General features: G+C 61.2%; 12 protein-coding genes. 5 read left to right on the top strand and 7 right to left on the bottom strand.

Features of this window, described 5'->3' with window-relative positions:
• Positions 1–38 precede the first annotated feature (38 nt).
• The 3 genes from ACWUKX_RS19855 (at position 39) to ACWUKX_RS19845 (ending at position 2,276) form a co-directional block, all read left to right on the top strand.
• A complete protein-coding gene (locus tag ACWUKX_RS19855; protein WP_456008549.1) occupies positions 39–479 on the top strand; it encodes a hypothetical protein in 441 nt (146 codons plus the stop codon).
• Positions 480–692: 213 nt separating this feature from the next.
• Complete coding sequence (locus ACWUKX_RS19850) at positions 693–1,610, top strand: aldo/keto reductase (RefSeq protein WP_095518833.1); 918 nt, start codon at positions 693–695, stop codon at positions 1,608–1,610.
• A complete protein-coding gene (locus ACWUKX_RS19845) occupies positions 1,611–2,276 on the top strand; it encodes a DUF6064 family protein (protein WP_456008548.1) in 666 nt (221 codons plus the stop codon).
• A 251-nt stretch (positions 2,277–2,527) separates the two neighbouring features.
• On the opposite strand, the gene ACWUKX_RS19840 is transcribed toward ACWUKX_RS19845, so the two are convergent.
• From ACWUKX_RS19840 to ACWUKX_RS19825, 4 genes are all read right to left on the bottom strand, one after another.
• Positions 2,528–3,169 carry a ThuA domain-containing protein gene (locus ACWUKX_RS19840; RefSeq protein WP_456008570.1) on the bottom strand — a complete coding sequence of 214 codons (642 nt, stop codon included), beginning with the start codon at positions 3,167–3,169 and terminating at the stop codon, positions 2,528–2,530.
• Between the two features lie 268 nt (positions 3,170–3,437).
• Entirely contained in the window at positions 3,438–3,869 is a 432-nt protein-coding gene (locus ACWUKX_RS19835; protein WP_455846953.1) for a hypothetical protein, read from the bottom strand.
• Entirely contained in the window at positions 3,862–5,034 is a 1,173-nt protein-coding gene (locus tag ACWUKX_RS19830; protein WP_456008547.1) for an acetate/propionate family kinase, read from the bottom strand. Before ACWUKX_RS19830 ends, ACWUKX_RS19835 begins: the two co-directional genes overlap by 8 nt.
• The gene (locus tag ACWUKX_RS19825) at positions 5,034–7,445 is read right to left on the bottom strand and encodes a phosphoketolase family protein (RefSeq protein ID WP_456008546.1); all 2,412 of its coding nucleotides are present in this window, start codon (positions 7,443–7,445) and stop codon (positions 5,034–5,036) included. The genes ACWUKX_RS19830 and ACWUKX_RS19825 overlap by 1 nt, the downstream gene beginning before the upstream one ends.
• Before the next feature lie 285 nt (positions 7,446–7,730).
• Here ACWUKX_RS19825 and ACWUKX_RS19820 point away from each other — a divergent pair, with 285 nt between their 5' ends.
• The gene (locus tag ACWUKX_RS19820; protein ID WP_456008545.1) at positions 7,731–9,722 is read left to right on the top strand and encodes a protein-L-isoaspartate(D-aspartate) O-methyltransferase; all 1,992 of its coding nucleotides are present in this window, start codon (positions 7,731–7,733) and stop codon (positions 9,720–9,722) included.
• 99 nt (positions 9,723–9,821) lie between these two features.
• On the top strand, positions 9,822–10,028 hold the full coding sequence (locus tag ACWUKX_RS19815; protein WP_029350518.1) for a hypothetical protein: 207 nt from the start codon (positions 9,822–9,824) through the stop codon (positions 10,026–10,028).
• A gap of 396 nt (positions 10,029–10,424) precedes the next feature.
• On the opposite strand, the gene ACWUKX_RS19810 is transcribed toward ACWUKX_RS19815, so the two are convergent.
• Genes ACWUKX_RS19810 through ACWUKX_RS19800 form a run of 3 tightly spaced genes read right to left on the bottom strand, consistent with a single transcriptional unit; the run spans position 10,425 to position 15,300 of the window.
• Complete coding sequence (locus ACWUKX_RS19810) at positions 10,425–12,011, bottom strand: SpoVR family protein (RefSeq protein WP_456008544.1); 1,587 nt, start codon at positions 12,009–12,011, stop codon at positions 10,425–10,427.
• Positions 12,012–12,020: 9 nt separating this feature from the next.
• Entirely contained in the window at positions 12,021–13,331 is a 1,311-nt protein-coding gene (locus ACWUKX_RS19805) for a YeaH/YhbH family protein (RefSeq protein WP_456008543.1), read from the bottom strand.
• A gap of 19 nt (positions 13,332–13,350) precedes the next feature.
• Entirely contained in the window at positions 13,351–15,300 is a 1,950-nt protein-coding gene (locus ACWUKX_RS19800; protein ID WP_029350511.1) for a PrkA family serine protein kinase, read from the bottom strand.
• Positions 15,301–15,691: the final 391 nt, after the last annotated feature.

Here is a 15,691-nt window from a genome sequence, read left to right as displayed (position 1 = left end):
TTGTCCTTGTTGTTGTTCTCCTGGCCGGCAGTTCGATCGTGGCCTCCTGCGTCGCCCCTGACGACACGTCGAACCTCTCAAAGGAAGACGCCACAACGGCGGCAGCCCGCAAAGAGATGGTCGGTCTCAGCGAGGCGGACGTTCGAATGTGCGCTGGCTTTCCGACTGCCACCGCCGATGCGGGCGAAAGCCAGATCTGGACGTATCAGCGTACCGTTCAACGCGGCAATCTCAACGTCGTGATTCCAACTTTGGCCGTGGGTGCGGTCCCGACGGTTGGAGGATCGCTCAATGTCGATCCTGGCGGCTATTGCAACACGCAAATCCGAATGGTCGGTGGCCGTGTTGCCGAGGTCGCCTACGCCGGCGACAACAACACGCAGAACCACCGCGATGCGCTCTGCGTCAGCACGGTAGACGGCTGCGTGGCATATGCCCGCCAGCGCCATCAAGTCAGGACAGGAGCCATTTCCAGGTAATCGGGCCGGCTGGCGCACCCCAGGCCCTGCACCGTTCGTTCCTATTTCAGGCAAGCGTTCGATATTCCGAACAGCTGCCAGAGACCGACCTCCACGCCGATCAGCCTTGCGAAGGCCGGTCGCCCGGAACCATTCTTGTGGTCGGGAGTACAAGTAGTCGGGAGCACAGGGAGTCGGGAGTACAGGGAGTCGGGAGTACAGGGACGGCAGACGATGATCATCACCCGCAGGACGTTCGTGAAGGCTGCCGCCACTTCCGGAGCGGCTCTGGTGCTGCCGGGAACCGCGCCCGGCGCGCCGCCTGCGCCGGTGATGCGGGCCGTGCCCTCCTCGGGAGAGATGCTTCCCGCTGTGGGCCTGGGCACCTGGATCACCTTCAATGTCGGCGACGATCCGGTGCTGCGCGACGAGTGCGCCGAGGTGATGGCGGCCTTCTTCGCGGCGGGCGGCCGCATGATCGATTCCTCGCCCATGTACGGCTCCTCGCAGCCTGTGATCGGCTATGGCCTCGAGAAGCTCGGCCGGCCCGAAGCGCTGTTTTCCGCCGAGAAGGTCTGGACCTCCTCCGCCGCCGACGGACCCGCGCAGATCGAGCAGTCGCGCCGCTTGTGGGGTGTGCCGCGCTTCGATCTCGTGCAGGTCCACAACCTCGTCGCCTGGGAAACGCATCTCGAAACCTTGTTCGCCAAGAAGGCGGACGGGCGGATCCGTTATGTCGGGATCACGACGTCCGAAGGACGACGGCACGACCTGTTCGAACAAATCATGCGCGCGCATCCGCTCGACTTCGTGCAGCTCACCTATAACATCGTCGACCGCGAGGCGGAGGAGCGGCTCCTGCCGCTGGCGGCCGAGCGCGGGATGGCCGTCATCGTCAACCGGCCGTTTCGCCAAGGCGCGCTGACGCGCCAGCTCGAAGGCGAGACGCTGCCGGACTGGGCGGCGGAGATCGGTGCCGGGACCTGGGCGCAGTTCATTTTGAAGTTCATCCTTTCGCATCCCTCCGTAACCGTCGCCATCCCCGCCACCACCCGCGTCGAACACGTGCGCGAGAACGTGCTGGCGGCGACTGGTCCCCTCCCCGACGCGGCCATGCGCGATCAGATGGCGGCCTACGTCCGGAATCTCTAGATGTCGGAATGGTGGACCTACCGGCTGGAAGATTTCCTGCTATTCTCGCCGCGCGTCTACTGGCGCATGTTCGAGTTGGCCAATGCCGCCTTCTGGCCGCTGCATCTCCTGACGCTCGCCGCCGGCCTCGCCATTGTCCTGCTCGTGCTGCGGCGGCCGCCTCGCCACGGCCTCTGGATTGCGCTCGTCCTCGCCGCGCTCTTTGCCTTCGTCGGCTGGTCCTTCCTGTCGAGCCGCTATGCCGTGATCAACTGGGCGATCGCCTATGTCGCGCCGGCCTTCGGCCTGCAGGCGCTGCTGCTGGCGTTCGGCGGTGCCGCGCGCGGCGGCCTCGCCTTCGAGCGGCGGGACATCGCAGCAAGGCTCGGGCTGCTGATCATGGCCGCTGGCCTCGTCGTCTATCCCCTCCTGCCGCCGCTTTTCCGGCGGCCATGGACAAGCGCCGAGGTCTTCGGCATCGCGCCGGACCCGACTGCGATCACGACGCTCGGCGTCCTGCTTGCAGCGAGCGGCAGGCCTGTGCCGCTGCTGTTTGCGATCCCGCTGCTGTGGCTGCTGCTCAGCGGCCTGACGCTCCATGCCATGGGCGATCCGCAGGCCTGGCCGCCGCTTCTGGCAGCGAGCACCACTGTCGCTGCCTTGGCCCTGCGCCGCATTGCTCGGTGATGCGATAACGCTTCGGCATTTGCTCCGGCAAGAAACGTGAGCGTTTGTCGGCAGCACGTTTGTTCTTGGTTTGTGCCGGCAGCTGTGCTATGAAATTGTTTACGGTGCCTATTCGCGCCAACGACCCGCGGCCGAGGCGGGTTTTTGTTTCAGGTTCGGCGCCATCCTTCACAGGGCTCCAAATCCATCTCTGACGGCGTGGCAGGATTCCTGGCGTGGCGACCAGTACAGCAGGACCGACTGTCGCGCTCTCAGCGCGCCGCCCACACCAGGCCGCGGCGAAATATCGTTCGCATCTGCGGCACCGCGAACTCCCTGACGGCATGTCCGAGTGCCGAATAGAACACCCTTCCCTTGCCGTGCCGGCGCTTCCAGACGACCGGCATGACCACGCCTTCTATCCAGGACGCGTGCTCGCCGGAGAAGGTGGTGGTCGCCAGCACCTCATTCGATGGATCCACATGCATGTAGTACTGCTCGGAGCGGTACGGGAAATCATCGATGCCGTTCATGATCGGATCGTCGCGCCTGATGATGTCGACCCGGTAGTCGATGATGTTGCCTGGGTGGGCCACCCACTGACCGCCGCACATGAACTGGTATTCCGTGGCTTCACGAAAGGCATCGCACATGCCGCCGTGATAGCCGCCAAGGCCGACACCGCCCTCGACTGCCTTTGTCAGGTTGAGCTCCTCGTTCTTCGCAAGCTTGGCCATCGTGTAGATCGGGACGATCAGGCTCAGATCGGCGATCGCCGGGTCGGCGAATATCTCGGTCGTGGTTTCGATGCGCACGCCAAACCCTTCCTCTTCGAGCATCGCCTTGACGAGGCGCGCACCTTCTTCCGGCTCGTGTCCATCCCAGCCGCCCCATACGATCAGCGCTTGCCGCATATTCTTCTCCGTCAGTTGGTGCATGAAGACTGTCAGCAAGATGATCGATGAAACAAGAGCTGTACGAAATTAGTGGTGACGGGTTTCAATTTGGCAGTTTGCACAGCAGAGCCCAACGCCGCGGTAGACGGCCACGGTTCAGTGGATCGCCGCATTCTTTTGCGTGGCGCGGGTCAGGTTGGCGACGCTCATGGCAACCGATGCCAACAGCGCAAAAGCCATGCTTGATGCCGATAGGCTCGGCACTGCAAGGGTGGTGATCTGCCCCTTAGAACCACCGCCGCTCAGGTTCGGAACTCTTTGCAATCACAATTCCCAAGACAACACCGAGCACGCCGCCAAGCATCATCGCCGAAGATATTGTGCCTGGATTCTGCTGGACAGTTTCAGTCACGGTGTGCGCCTGGCTACGCAATTGCCGGGCTGCGCGCGAGGCCCGTTCGGCGGCGCTGTCGTACCAGCCCTCTGCCTCCTCGGCGCGGTCGGAAAGGGTCCGATTTATTTTCGTGATCTCGCGGCGAAGCTCAGCGATCTGCTTCTTCATCGCCTCCTGGGCTTCGTTTGCCGCCTTTGAGGCGCCTGCGTTGTTAGGGGTTTCGGCCATTGGATCTCTCCCTTTGGTATCAGACAGGGGAACGGTCGCAGGCGCGCAGGGTTCCTTGTCTTGGAAAACAGCACCGTTGATTGCGTTATCAAGCATTCCCCTGCACGCGCGTGTGGCGAGCGATGATCCTCTCCTCGTCGGTCGCGACGACGCGTATTTCGACCTTGCTGTCCGATCGGCTTATGATCTCGGCATGAGAGCCATTGGATGGCTCGTCGATCGCCACGCCAAGCCAATGAAGCCTTTCGCATATCGCCTTGCGGACCGGCGCTGAGCGCTCGCCAATGCCGGCGGTGAACACGAGGCATTCGAGGCCGCCCAACGTGTTGGCGAGTGCGGCAACTTCCCTTGCGGCCCGGAAAGCAAAAAGATCTACCGCTTCGCGGGCGTGGGGATCGTCGCTCGCTTGCAGCGTGCGCATGTCGCCCGAGATGCCGGATATTCCGAGCAGCCCGGATTCCTCATAGAGCATGTGCTGCAGAGCCTCCCCCGCGATACCTCTCTCCAGGATGAAGTACAAAAGCACCCCCGGATCGATAGCGCCGCAACGCGTGCCCATGACCAGGCCGTCGAGCGCGGAAAAGCTCATCGTCGTATCGACGCTTCTTCCGTCGCGCATGGCGCACAGGCTCGCTCCGTTGCCGAGATGGGCGACGATCGTCCGCTTCGCTGCAAGACTGGGCGCTATCTCCTTGAGCCGCCCGGCGATGTATTCGTAGGAAAGACCATGAAACCCGTAGCGGCGGATTCCGTCCTCATCAAATCTACGCGGCAGCGCGAAGCGGCTCACGATCGGATCGATCGTCTGATGGAAGGCTGTGTCGAAACATCCGACCTGCGGCAGATCCGGCCGCAGCGCCGCAAGTGTGCGGATCGGCGCGAGACTGCGAGGCTGATGCAGCGGAGCAAGCGGCGTCAGCCTGTCCAACGCCTCGATCACGTGAGGCGTCAGGCGGACGGGTTCGACGAAGTCGCGCCCGCCATGCACGATGCGGTGTCCGGCGGAGACCAGTTTTCTGCCGCCAAGTTCGCTCTCGATCCAGTCGAGCAACGCGTCGATGCCCGCATTGCGCGCGTCTCCAGCAAGCGGCCGATCACACTGCACTGTTCCATCGGCCGCTTTCACGCTGAGCCTCGGCGCATTGCCCAGGTCCAGCGTACCACGCGAGACGAGTTGCAGTTCTGCCGACGGTTCAAGGTCATATAGTCCGAACTTGATACTGGAGGAGCCGGCGTTCAGTGCAAGAATTGCGTGTCGCATCAATCGGCAACCTTCGTCGCACTGTTATCAGGCCAGTTCCACTTCTGAATCTCGGGCATGTCTTCGCCGTACTCGCGGACATAAGCCTTGTGTTCCGCAAGCTTCCCGTGAAGTTCGGCGGCAAGATTTTTCGCCCGTTCGGCGAGACCTGGCACGCGTTCGATCGCGGCGAGCGCCAGGTGAAAACGGTCAAGTTCATTGAGTACGACCATGTCGAACGGCGTGGTGGTGGTGCCTTCCTCGCGAAAACCGTGCACGTGCATGTTGTCATGATTGGCGCGTCGGTAGGTCAGCCGGTGGATGAGGTAGGGATAGCCGTGATAGGCGAAGATGACCGGCCTGGTTTTCGTGAACAGCGCGTCGAAATCCTCATCGGTGAGGCCATGCGGATGCTTTGAATTCGACTGCACCGTCATCAGGTCGACCACATTGACGACGCGAACCTTCAGGTCTGGAAGCGCCGAACGCAAAATGTCGGTGGCAGCGAGCGTCTCCAGTGTCGGCACGTCGCCGGCGCAGGCCATCACCACATCCGGATCCTCGCCCTTGGCAACCGTTCCGGCCCATTCCCAGATTCCCGCCCCCGCCCTGCAGTGGGTTTCTGCGTCTTCGACAGACAGCCATTGCGGCGCCGGCTGCTTGCCGGCGGTGATGACGTTGATGCGGTTGTAGGTTCTCAGGCAATGGTCGGTGATCCAGAGCAGCGTATTGGCATCCGGCGGGAAATAGAGCCTGACGGTATCGGCCTTCTTGTTGGCGACAAAATCGGCAAAGCCCGGATCCTGGTGACTGAAGCCGTTGTGATCCTGCCGCCAGACATGAGAGGTCAGCAGGTAATTGAGTGAAGCGATCGGCTTGCGCCAGGCAAGCTCGCGGGATGTCTTCAGCCATTTCGCATGCTGGTTGACCATGGAATCGACGATGTGGATGAACGCCTCGTAACAGGAAAACAGGCCATGCCGGCCGGTCAGCAGATAGCCCTCCAGCCAACCCTGGCAGAGATGCTCGCTGAGCACTTCCATGACACGGCCGTCACGGGAGAGCTGGACGTCGTAGGGCTCGATCCGCTGCATCCAGACCCGGTCCGTAACCTCGAAGACTTCGTCAAGGCGGTTGGAGGACGTCTCATCCGGCCCCATCAGCCGGAAATTCCTGGCCTCCGCATTCAGGCGCATGACGTCGCGGAGATAGCTTCCGACAACCCGCGTCGCCTCGGCTGTGGCACCTCCCGGACGCGGCACGTCGAGCGCCAGGCTTTTCCAATCGGGAAGCACGAGGTCGCGCTTCAGCAATCCGCCATTGGCATAGGGGGTTGCGCCCATGCGCTTTGACCCGGTTGGCGCAAGCGCCGCCAACTCTGGATGCAGATGCCCTCTGTTGTCGAACAGCTTTTCCGGCTCGTAGCTCCGCATCCAGTCTTCGAGGATCTTGCGGTGCGCCTCGTTGCCGCGCGCGTTCGACACCGGAACTTGATGCGAGCGCCAGAAATCCTCGACCTTCTTACCGTCGACCTCCTTCGGTCCGGTCCACCCCTTCGGGCTGCGCAGCACGATCATCGGCCACAGCGGACGCTCTCCCTGCCAGCCCGACGCTCGGGCGCGCTTCTGGATGGAGCGGATTCTGTCCAGCGCGGTGTCCAGCTTCGTGGCCATCAACCGATGCATGGGAATCGGCTCGTGTCCTTCGACGAAAAGTGGTTCGTAGCCATAGCCGGCGAACAGGCCCCGCAATTCCACGTCATCCATGCGGGCAAGGATCGTCGGGTTGGCGATCTTGTAGCCGTTGAGATGCAGGATCGGCAGCACGGCGCCGTCGGATGCCGGATTGAGGAACTTGTTGGAGTGCCATGCCGCCGCGAGCGGACCGGTCTCCGCTTCACCGTCGCCGACGACGCAGGCGACCACCAGATCAGGATTGTCGAAGGCCGCGCCGAAGGCATGGACCAGCGCATATCCCAGTTCTCCGCCTTCATGGATCGAGCCGGGCGTTTCCGGAGCAGCGTGGCTCGGCACTCCACCGGGGAAGGAGAATTGCCGGAAGAGTTTCCTCAGGCCGTCTTCGCCCTGGCCGATCTCAGGATAGATCTCGCTGTAGGTTCCCTCAAGCCACGTGTTCGCCACCATCGCCGGGCCGCCATGACCTGGGCCGCAGATAAACAGAACGTCGAGACCGCGTTCCCGGATAACGCGGTTCAGGTGGACGTAGATGAAGTTGAGGCCAGGTGTCGTGCCCCAATGGCCGAGCAGCCGCGGCTTGACGTGCTCGGCTTTCAGAGGCTCGCGCAGCAGCGGATTGTCGAGCAGGTAGATCTGGCCGACCGAAATGTAGTTCGCGGCGCGCCAATAGCGATCCATGAGATTGACCTGATCAAGGCCTGTTGTCTGCGCAGTGGTCCGAGCCTCGTCGTTCATGGAAAGTCTCCAGAATGCGTTCGCCCGTCGATATCTGGAGTGAGATCGCCTCGGAGAAAGGATTTTCACGGAAATAAGTTCGGCTGGAGCCGCCATTTGCGCCTGCCAATCGCTCTTTGCAGGAACCTGGAAGCTCGCCAACGGTTAAGGTGGCAAGCCGCCGAAATGAGATCAAGCGCTGCCGATCCGAGCGCACGCCGACCGAGGATTGTCGCCGGGGAGCCGTTAAGCACGATTGAGGGACAATCAGTGCGGAGGACCGCCAGCCCGAAAGAGGAGCAAAAGATGCTCGATCTTCCCGATGCACGCGACCGAATGGTCGAAGTCCAGCTCAGCCGCCGTGGCATCCATGACCGCGAGGTACTGCAAGCGATGCGTGAGGTTCCGCGCGAGGCTTTCGTCGCACCCGGCTTTGAAGAGTTCGCCTACGAGGATGGGCCGCTGCCGATCGCCGAAGGTCAGACGATTTCGCAGCCCTACATCGTCGCCTTGATGATCGAGATGGCAGAGATCGGACCGGGCGACCATGTCCTGGAGGTTGGCACCGGCTCAGGGTACGCGGCTGCCGTGATGAGCCGGATCGTCGAACGCGTCTACACGATCGAACGCCACGCCGGGTTGGCCGAAACGGCGAGACAGCGCTTCGAAGAGCTTGGCTATGACAATATCGAAGTCCGCACCGGCGATGGCACCAAAGGCTGGCCCGACGCAGCGCCCTTCGACGCCATTCTGGTCGCCGCCGGCGGACCCGGTGCGCCGCTTGCCCTTCAGGAACAGCTCGACGTCGGCGGCAGGCTCGTCATCCCGGTCGGCGACGAACCGCATGATCAGCGCCTTCTCAAGGTCACCCGAACCGGCGCTGCAACTTACAGCGAGGAGGATTTCGGCGGCGTGCGGTTTGTCCCGCTCATCGGCGAGCAGGGCTGGCCCGAGAGCGGCAGCCGTACCGCGGATCGTCGGTCCGGACCCGCACGCACGCGCAGCCTGCCGGAGATGATCGCGGCAGCGGCCGAACCGCTGCCGGATTTCGACGATCCGGCGTTCGGCGAATTGTTCGACCGGTTTGGCGACCGGCGCGTCGTCCTGCTTGGTGAAGCGAGCCACGGTACGTCGGAGTTCTACCGGGCTCGTGCGGCGATCACCCGCAGGCTTATCGAGAAGCACGGCTTCACCATCGTCGCGGTCGAAGCCGACTGGCCTGACGCAGCGGCGATTGACCGCCACGTCCGCCATCGGCCGTCGCGGGCTGACGCCGATCCGCCGTTCCAGCGGTTTCCCACCTGGATGTGGCGCAACACCGACGTTGCCGCGTTTGTCGACTGGATGCGACAACACAATGAGCGGATCAGGATATCGTCCCGGCTGGCGGGCTTCTATGGCCTCGACATCTACAATATGAGCGGATCGATCGGCGCGGTTCTGCAATATCTCGATCGGGTCGATCCGCAGGCAGCAAAGATCGCGCGTGAACGCTATGGCTGCCTGACGCCTTGGCAACACGAACCATCCACCTACGGCCGCGTCGCGCTCACATCGGGTTACGAGAAATGCGAGCAGGCCGTGCTTGAACAATGCCGCGAACTGCTTGCCAAGCAGCTCGACTATGCGCAGCAGGACGGCGTTGATTTTCTAGATGCCACCCAGAATGCCCGGCTGATCGCTTCCGCGGAACGCTACTATCGGATCATGTACTATGGCGGCGCGCAGTCCTGGAACCTGCGCGACACCCATATGTTCGAGACACTCGAGCATCTGCTGGAAGCCCGCGGGCCGAACGCCAAGGCGGTCGTGTGGGCGCATAATTCCCACATCGGAGATGCACGCTATACCGAAATGGGGATTGTCAGGGACGAAGTAAACATCGGCCAGCTCTCTCGCCAGCGTTTCGGCGACGAGGCTGCCTTGATCGGGCTCAGTACGCATTCCGGGACAGTGGCCGCGGCCTCCGACTGGGACAGCGAGATGGAAATCAAGCGGGTGCGGCCCTCGCTTAGCGATAGCTACGAGCGGCTTTGCCATGATTGCGGCGTCTCGCGTTTCCTGCTCGACATCAAGCGCGACGACGATCTTCGCGATCGGCTTCTGGAGCGTCGGCTGGAGCGCTTCATCGGCGTGATTTATCGGCCGGAAACCGAACTGCGCAGCCATTACGCGGCTGCCTCTCTTTCGCAGCAGTTTGACGCCTTCGTCTGGTTTGACGAAACCGTCGCGGTGACGCCGCTTGGGCCGGAGCATATGGGAGCGGGCGTTCCCGACACCTATCCGTTCGGGCTTTAGCCGCCTCTCGGACAACGCCGCATTAAGGTGAGTTTCGGCGGAACATTCATCGCGCCCTGCTGTTTTCTACAACAGGACCCTTTTCGAAGGAGTTGTGCCATGAGCGGAACCAAACATCCAAAGTGGAAAAAGCCGAGCGATGCCGATTTGAGGAACAATCCCGGTATCGGGACCTCCAAGGGGACGATCAAGGAAGGCGACGAACTCTTACTCGAAGGCGAAAACACGATCGAAGGCGATGTCGAGAACGACACCAACGCCCTTGGCGGGATCAATCCAAGGCAAAAGATGCGGACGAACAAGTAGCGTCGCTTCGTGTTACGAGGCAAGGGTCAGGGAGGAGCACATGCGCGCATTTATTGTCGCGGCACGCAGGAGATGAGAAGCAAGCTTCGGAGAGTATCCCATGACCGATCCTGATCCTGATCCGAACAATCCCGTGCCGATACCGGATAATCCGAATCCTGAACCTGCCCGGCCGCCTGCTCCGCCGGAAACTCCGCCGGATGAGCCTCCGGGCGTTCCTCCGCCTTCGCCCGATCCCATTCCCAGCCCGCAAAGGCAGCCCGTCGAAATTCCTCCCGAGACACCCTCCGAGATTCCGACGAAACCGACCTTCCCGGGTCCGACGGCCAGAGCATCGGACCCAAGAGTGGAAACCCGGCTGTAGAACGACGCCGTCGCCGGCCATCCGGGTTCTGGTCATTCCCCGATTTGGCTGGTCGAACGTTCGTTGAGCGTCCCGCCCGTTTGCGCATCGATCGCCGCCAGGCTGACCTCATAGCCCCACAGGGTGCGGATATGGCGGAGGGTGGCGTCGCGACTGGCCTCCTCCAGCATGATGCCGTTCTTCACCTTGTGCTCCAGCCGCAATTGTCGGTCACCGAGCAGATCAACATCCACCACTTGGATATCCGGCCGGCTCGCACCGATGTCGTAGCTCTGGGCGAGCCCGGCGCGTATCTTTTCGTAGCCACGCTCATTGTGGATCGACGCGACTTCGTAATGCGGTTCGCTAGCGGCATCGGCGAGGATAAAGAACCGCCATTTCCGCATCAGGGCGGGGCTCAGATACTGGCGGATGAATGATTCGTCGCGATGGTTCGCCCACGCGTCGAGCAGGGTTTCGCGCCAATTGCCGTTGCCGGCGATATCGGGGAACCAGTCACGATCCTCGGCGGTCGGCTCAGTCGATATGCGCTGAATGTCCTGCATCATGTCGAGGCCCAAGGCATAAGGATTGATGCCGGAAAAACGCGGATCGTCGAAGCCTGGCTGAAAGATCACGTTCGAATGGTTGCGCAGGATTTCCAGCATCGCGCCTTCATTGATCAGGCCGCGATCGAACAGCATGTTCATGAGTGTGTAGTGCACGAAAGTGGCGCAGCCTTCGTTCATTACCTGCGTTTGCCGCTGCGGATAGAAGTATTGCGCGACGACGCGGACTATCCTGATGATTTCACGCTGCCAAGGCTCCAGGACCAGGCTGTTTTTTTCCAGGAAGTAGAGCAGGTTCTCCTCGGGCAGGTTGAGCGTTTTCTTCCGCTCTGCGATGCCGGTGTCCGTTTCGTTGACCTTGGTCCCGTCCTTCGACGGCGGGAGCGTGCGCCACAGATCGTTGTAGGAACGCTCTTCGTACTCCAGGCGCTCACGAACGCCTTCTCGCTGCCGCTCCGACGAGAGCTTCGGCGGTCGGCGGTATCTGAACACGCCCTGTTCCATCAGCGCGTGGGCAGCGTCGAGGATGGCCTCCACCGCGGCGACGCCGTGCCGCTCCTCGCAACGGGCAATGTAACCCTTGGCGAAGTCCAGATAGCCCAGGATAGCGCTGGCATCCGTCCATTGCCGGAACAGATGATTGTTCTTGAAAAAATGATTGTGGCCAAGCGCTGCATGAGCTGTCACCAGGGCCTGCAGGGCCATGGTGTTTTCCTCCATCAGGTAGACGATGCAAGGATTGGAATTGATCACCAGTTCATAGGCGAGCCCCCGCCCGCCTTTGCGATAGAGCAATTCCTGGTAGAGAAAATGCTTGCCGAAGGACCAGTGGCGATACATCAGCGGCATGCCGACCGAGGAATAGGCGTCGAGCATCTGCTGGGACGAGATGATCTCCATCTGCACCGGATAGACGTCGAGGTGAAGCTCTTCGATCGCGAGCGCCTCGATCGCCTGGTAGGCGCGCGACAGTGTCTTGAAATCCCAGTCAGACCCTAAAAAGAGCAATCCTGATTTGCTGGTTTGGCCTGATTTGCTGGTTTGGCCGGATTTGCCGGTCTGGTTCGCCATCGGCTCCCCTCAAGCGCTTTTCTGGAAGACCGGCTGCCTGGCAAAGAGCTGGCGAAAGACCGGATAGATGTCGGATGCGTTGGCGATACGGCTCATCTGGAAATTCGGCCATCTCTGGTTGACAGCGCTGTAGGCGCGCCACAGCGAGGTTCCATTGTCGGTGCTGCCGAAAATATGGCTCTCACGTTCGTCGATGATCTCGACATAGGCGAAATACTGGCACAGGCGCATGATCTGGCCGTCCATCAGGCCGATGCAGCGCTCGGAATCGGTTACGAAATTGTCGCCGTCCGATGCCTGGGCGGCATAGATGTTCCACTCGTTGCTGGGATAGCGTTGCTCGATAATGCGGCGCATCTCCTCAAGTGCCGTGGAAACGACCGTACCGCCGCTTTGCGTATTGTAGAAGAAGGTTTCCTCGTCCACCTCCTGCGCCTCGTGCGTATGGCGGATGAAGACGATTTCGGTGCGGTCGTAGCGCCGTTTCAGGAACAGGTGCAGCAGCACGAAGAAGCGCTTGGCCAGATCCTTCTCGCGTTCGCCCATCGAGCCGGATACGTCCATGAGACAGAACATGACCGCATTGGCATTCGGCACGGGCTGGGCGTCAAAACGGTTGAAGCGGATGTCGACGGGATCGACATAGGCGATCCGCTTACGGCGGCGCTCAAGTCGCTCAAGCTCTTCCCGCAACGCTGCGATGCGTTGGCGTACCGGCCCCGCGCTCTGGGGCTCTGCCTCCAGGATTGCGAGTTGCTCCGCAATCGCATCAAGCTCCTCCTGCTTCGGGCGCCTGAGCGCAATCCGGCGACCATGGCTGTTTCGCATCGTGCGCCCGACATTGATGTTGGTCGGCGAACCGGTCGCGGCGAACCCTGCGCGGCGCGGCTTGAAGGCAAGTATCTCCTTGAGGTTGAGCTTGACCATGTCGGGAAGTTCGAGATCCTCGAAGAAGAGATCGAGCACCTCCTCGCGCGAGAGCACGAAACGAAAATCGTCCTCCGAGACCGTTTTCCCGGGAGACGAACCGCCGCCGCCCTGACCGGGCTTGGGAACCCGGTCGCCCGGGGCGAAATGCTTATTGCCCGGCAGGATGTGCTGCCGCCTGCCGCTGTCTTTCGCATCGCTGAAGCTCGGCTCGGCTGTGCCCCTCGCCGGCATCGAGACGGCGTGCTCGCTGTCGACATCAGCGATCTTGCCGGTACGAATCCGATCCCGGATGCTTCGCTTCAGCTCTTCGCGCGCACGCTTCAGGAAGCGCTGGCGGTTGCCGAGGCTCTTGTCCTTCGGGTTCAGTCGGCGATCGACAAAGATCGGCATGGAACCACCCCGGCCGGACTCAGCCCGCCTTGTTCACCCGCATGTACCAGTCCACCAGCCGGCGGACCTGACGTTCGGTGTAACCGCGTCCGACCATCCGATGCACGAACTCGGTATGCCGTTTCTCCGTTACGCTGTCCTGCTTGGAGCCGAAGCTGATCACCGGGAGCAGATCCTCGACTTGGCCGAACATCCGCTTCTCGATGACTTCGCGCAGCTTTTCATAGCTTGTCCATGACGGGTTGCGGCCATTGTTCCTCGCCCGGGCGCGCAACGCGAACTTCACGACCTCATTGCGGAAGTCCTTGGGATTGGCAATGCCGGCCGGCTTTTCGACTTGCGACAGTTCGTTGTCCAGTACCTCGCGATTGAGGATCTGGCCTGTATCGGGGTCTTTGTAGTCCTGATCCTCGATCCAGGCATCGGCATAGGCGATGTAGCGGTCGAACAGGTTCTGGCCGTATTCGCTGTAGGACTCCAGATAGGCCTTCTGAATCTCATGGCCGATGAACTCGGCATAACGCGTCGCCAGTTCCGACTTTATGAAGTCGAGATAGGCGGCCTCCGTTTCCTTCGGGAACTGCTCGCGCTTGATGGCCTCCTCCAGAATGTACATCAGATGCACAGGATCGGCGGCCACTTCCTTGGTGTCGTAGTTGAATGTCTGCGACAGGATCTTGAAAGCAAAGCGCGTGCTGACGCCGGTCATGCCCTCGTCGACACCGGCGGCATCGCGGTATTCCTGAACCGACTTCGCCTTGGGATCTATGTCCTTGAGGTTCTCGCCGTCATAAACGCGCATCTTCGTGTAAAGTGGCGAATTGTCGTGCTCGGCCAGACGGGTCGAGACGGTGAACCGGCTGAGAATGTCCAGCACCTCCGGTGCACAGGGACTGGAAGCCAATTCGCTTTCGCGCAGCAGCTTTTCGTAGATCTGCCTTTCTTCGGTGACCTGCAGGCAGTACGGCACCTTGACCACCAGGATGCGGTCGAGGAACGCCTCGTTGTTCTTGTTGTTCTTGAACTGCAGCCATTCCGACTCGTTGGAATGGGCTACGACGATGCCCTGATAAGGGAAAGATCCGAAGTTCTCCGTACCGTTGTAGCTGCCTTCCTGGGTAGCGGTCAGCAACGGATGGAGGACTTTGATCGGCGCCTTGAACATCTCGACGAACTCAAGCAACCCTTGCGTGGTCCGGTTCAGGCCGCCGCTGTAGGAATAGGCGTCCGGATCGGATTGGCTGAAATTCTCGAGCTGTCGTATATCGACCTTGCCGACCAGGGCCGAAACGTCCTGGTTGTTCTCATCGCCCGGCTCGGTCTTGGCGATGCCGATCTGGCGCAGCCGCGAAGGCATCAGCTTCACGACGCTGAACTTGGAGATGTCGCCGGACAGTTCATCGAGGCGCTTGGCCGCCCACGGCGAGATCAGGCCGTTCAGCCGGCGCCGCGCGATGCCGTATTTGTCCTCCAAAAGGTCGCCCATGCGGTCAGGATTGAAAAGCCCGAGCGGCGATTCGAAAACCGGGCTGATCTGGCCGCCCACCTTCAGCGTATAGATCGGACGCTGCTCCATCAGCTTCTTCAGCCGTTCGGCGAGCGAGGATTTACCGCCGCCGACAGGGCCAAGCAGATAGAGGATCTGCTTGCGTTCCTCGAGCCCTTGAGAGGCATAGCGGAAATAGCCGGCTATGCGCTCGATCGTGTCCTCCATGCCATAAAACTCGGAGAAGGTGGGATAGACCTTGATTGTCCTGTTGGCGAAAATGCGGCCGAGCCGCTCATCCATGCTGGTGTCGATCAGGGTAGGCTCGCCGATCGCCTCGACCATCCGTTCGGGCGCCGAGGCATACATCGATTTATCCTCGCGGCAGGCAAGGAGATATTGCTGGATGCTTATCTCCTCCTGCGCCGCATTCGTGTAAATCTCCGAAAACAGATCGAAGACGTCGGACTGGTTCTCGCGCATGGTATCCTCGCCCCGGCCGGTCTGGTTGCTCTCGCCCTTCATTCAACTATCGGAAAGCCTTTGTGGTTCCCTATCATCACGTAGTGCGTCTGCGACCGGATGTTAGGGGTCGAGACAGATATAGTGAACGCCTGAAAGCCAGCCAGCGAATGGCTCGCACAATGGAACGTTTCCGAGGGATATCCATTCTTCCATCAGCGCGTGCCGAGTGCAACAGCCCGCCGCGAACAAGCTGTTTTTCTGGAGGAATGAACCAGGCCGCCTGCTTTTCTGGAGGAATGAACCAGGCCGCCTGCGCGCAGCAGTTGAGTTGGCGGCGCACAGGTCATTCGGTGAAGAGATCTACACTGCACTGTCCACCCCTGGACCGGAAGGGAGCAACGGTTTCGCT

Source organism: Mesorhizobium sp. f-mel, assembly GCF_053850215.1.
The sequence above is the reverse complement of the archived record's forward strand: the minus strand, read 5'-3'. Positions and strand labels throughout refer to the sequence as shown.

Bases quoted from the DNA above. Each gene is read 5' to 3' on its own strand.
- ACWUKX_RS19820 (WP_456008545.1), top strand. From the start codon at position 7,731: ATGCTCGATCTTCCCGATGCACGCGACCGAATGGTCGAAGTCCAGCTC.
- ACWUKX_RS19810 (WP_456008544.1), bottom strand. From the start codon at position 12,011: ATGGCGAACCAGACCGGCAAATCCGGCCAAACCAGCAAATCAGGCCAA.
- ACWUKX_RS19805 (WP_456008543.1), bottom strand. From the start codon at position 13,331: ATGCCGATCTTTGTCGATCGCCGACTGAACCCGAAGGACAAGAGCCTC.
- ACWUKX_RS19830 (WP_456008547.1), bottom strand. From the start codon at position 5,034: ATGCGACACGCAATTCTTGCACTGAACGCCGGCTCCTCCAGTATCAAG.
- ACWUKX_RS19815 (WP_029350518.1), top strand. From the start codon at position 9,822: ATGAGCGGAACCAAACATCCAAAGTGGAAAAAGCCGAGCGATGCCGAT.
- ACWUKX_RS19835 (WP_455846953.1), bottom strand. From the start codon at position 3,869: ATGCTTGATAACGCAATCAACGGTGCTGTTTTCCAAGACAAGGAACCC.
- ACWUKX_RS19840 (WP_456008570.1), bottom strand. From the start codon at position 3,169: ATGCGGCAAGCGCTGATCGTATGGGGCGGCTGGGATGGACACGAGCCG.
- ACWUKX_RS19825 (WP_456008546.1), bottom strand. From the start codon at position 7,445: ATGAACGACGAGGCTCGGACCACTGCGCAGACAACAGGCCTTGATCAG.
- ACWUKX_RS19845 (WP_456008548.1), top strand. From the start codon at position 1,611: ATGTCGGAATGGTGGACCTACCGGCTGGAAGATTTCCTGCTATTCTCG.
- ACWUKX_RS19850 (WP_095518833.1), top strand. From the start codon at position 693: ATGATCATCACCCGCAGGACGTTCGTGAAGGCTGCCGCCACTTCCGGA.
- ACWUKX_RS19800 (WP_029350511.1), bottom strand. From the start codon at position 15,300: ATGCGCGAGAACCAGTCCGACGTCTTCGATCTGTTTTCGGAGATTTAC.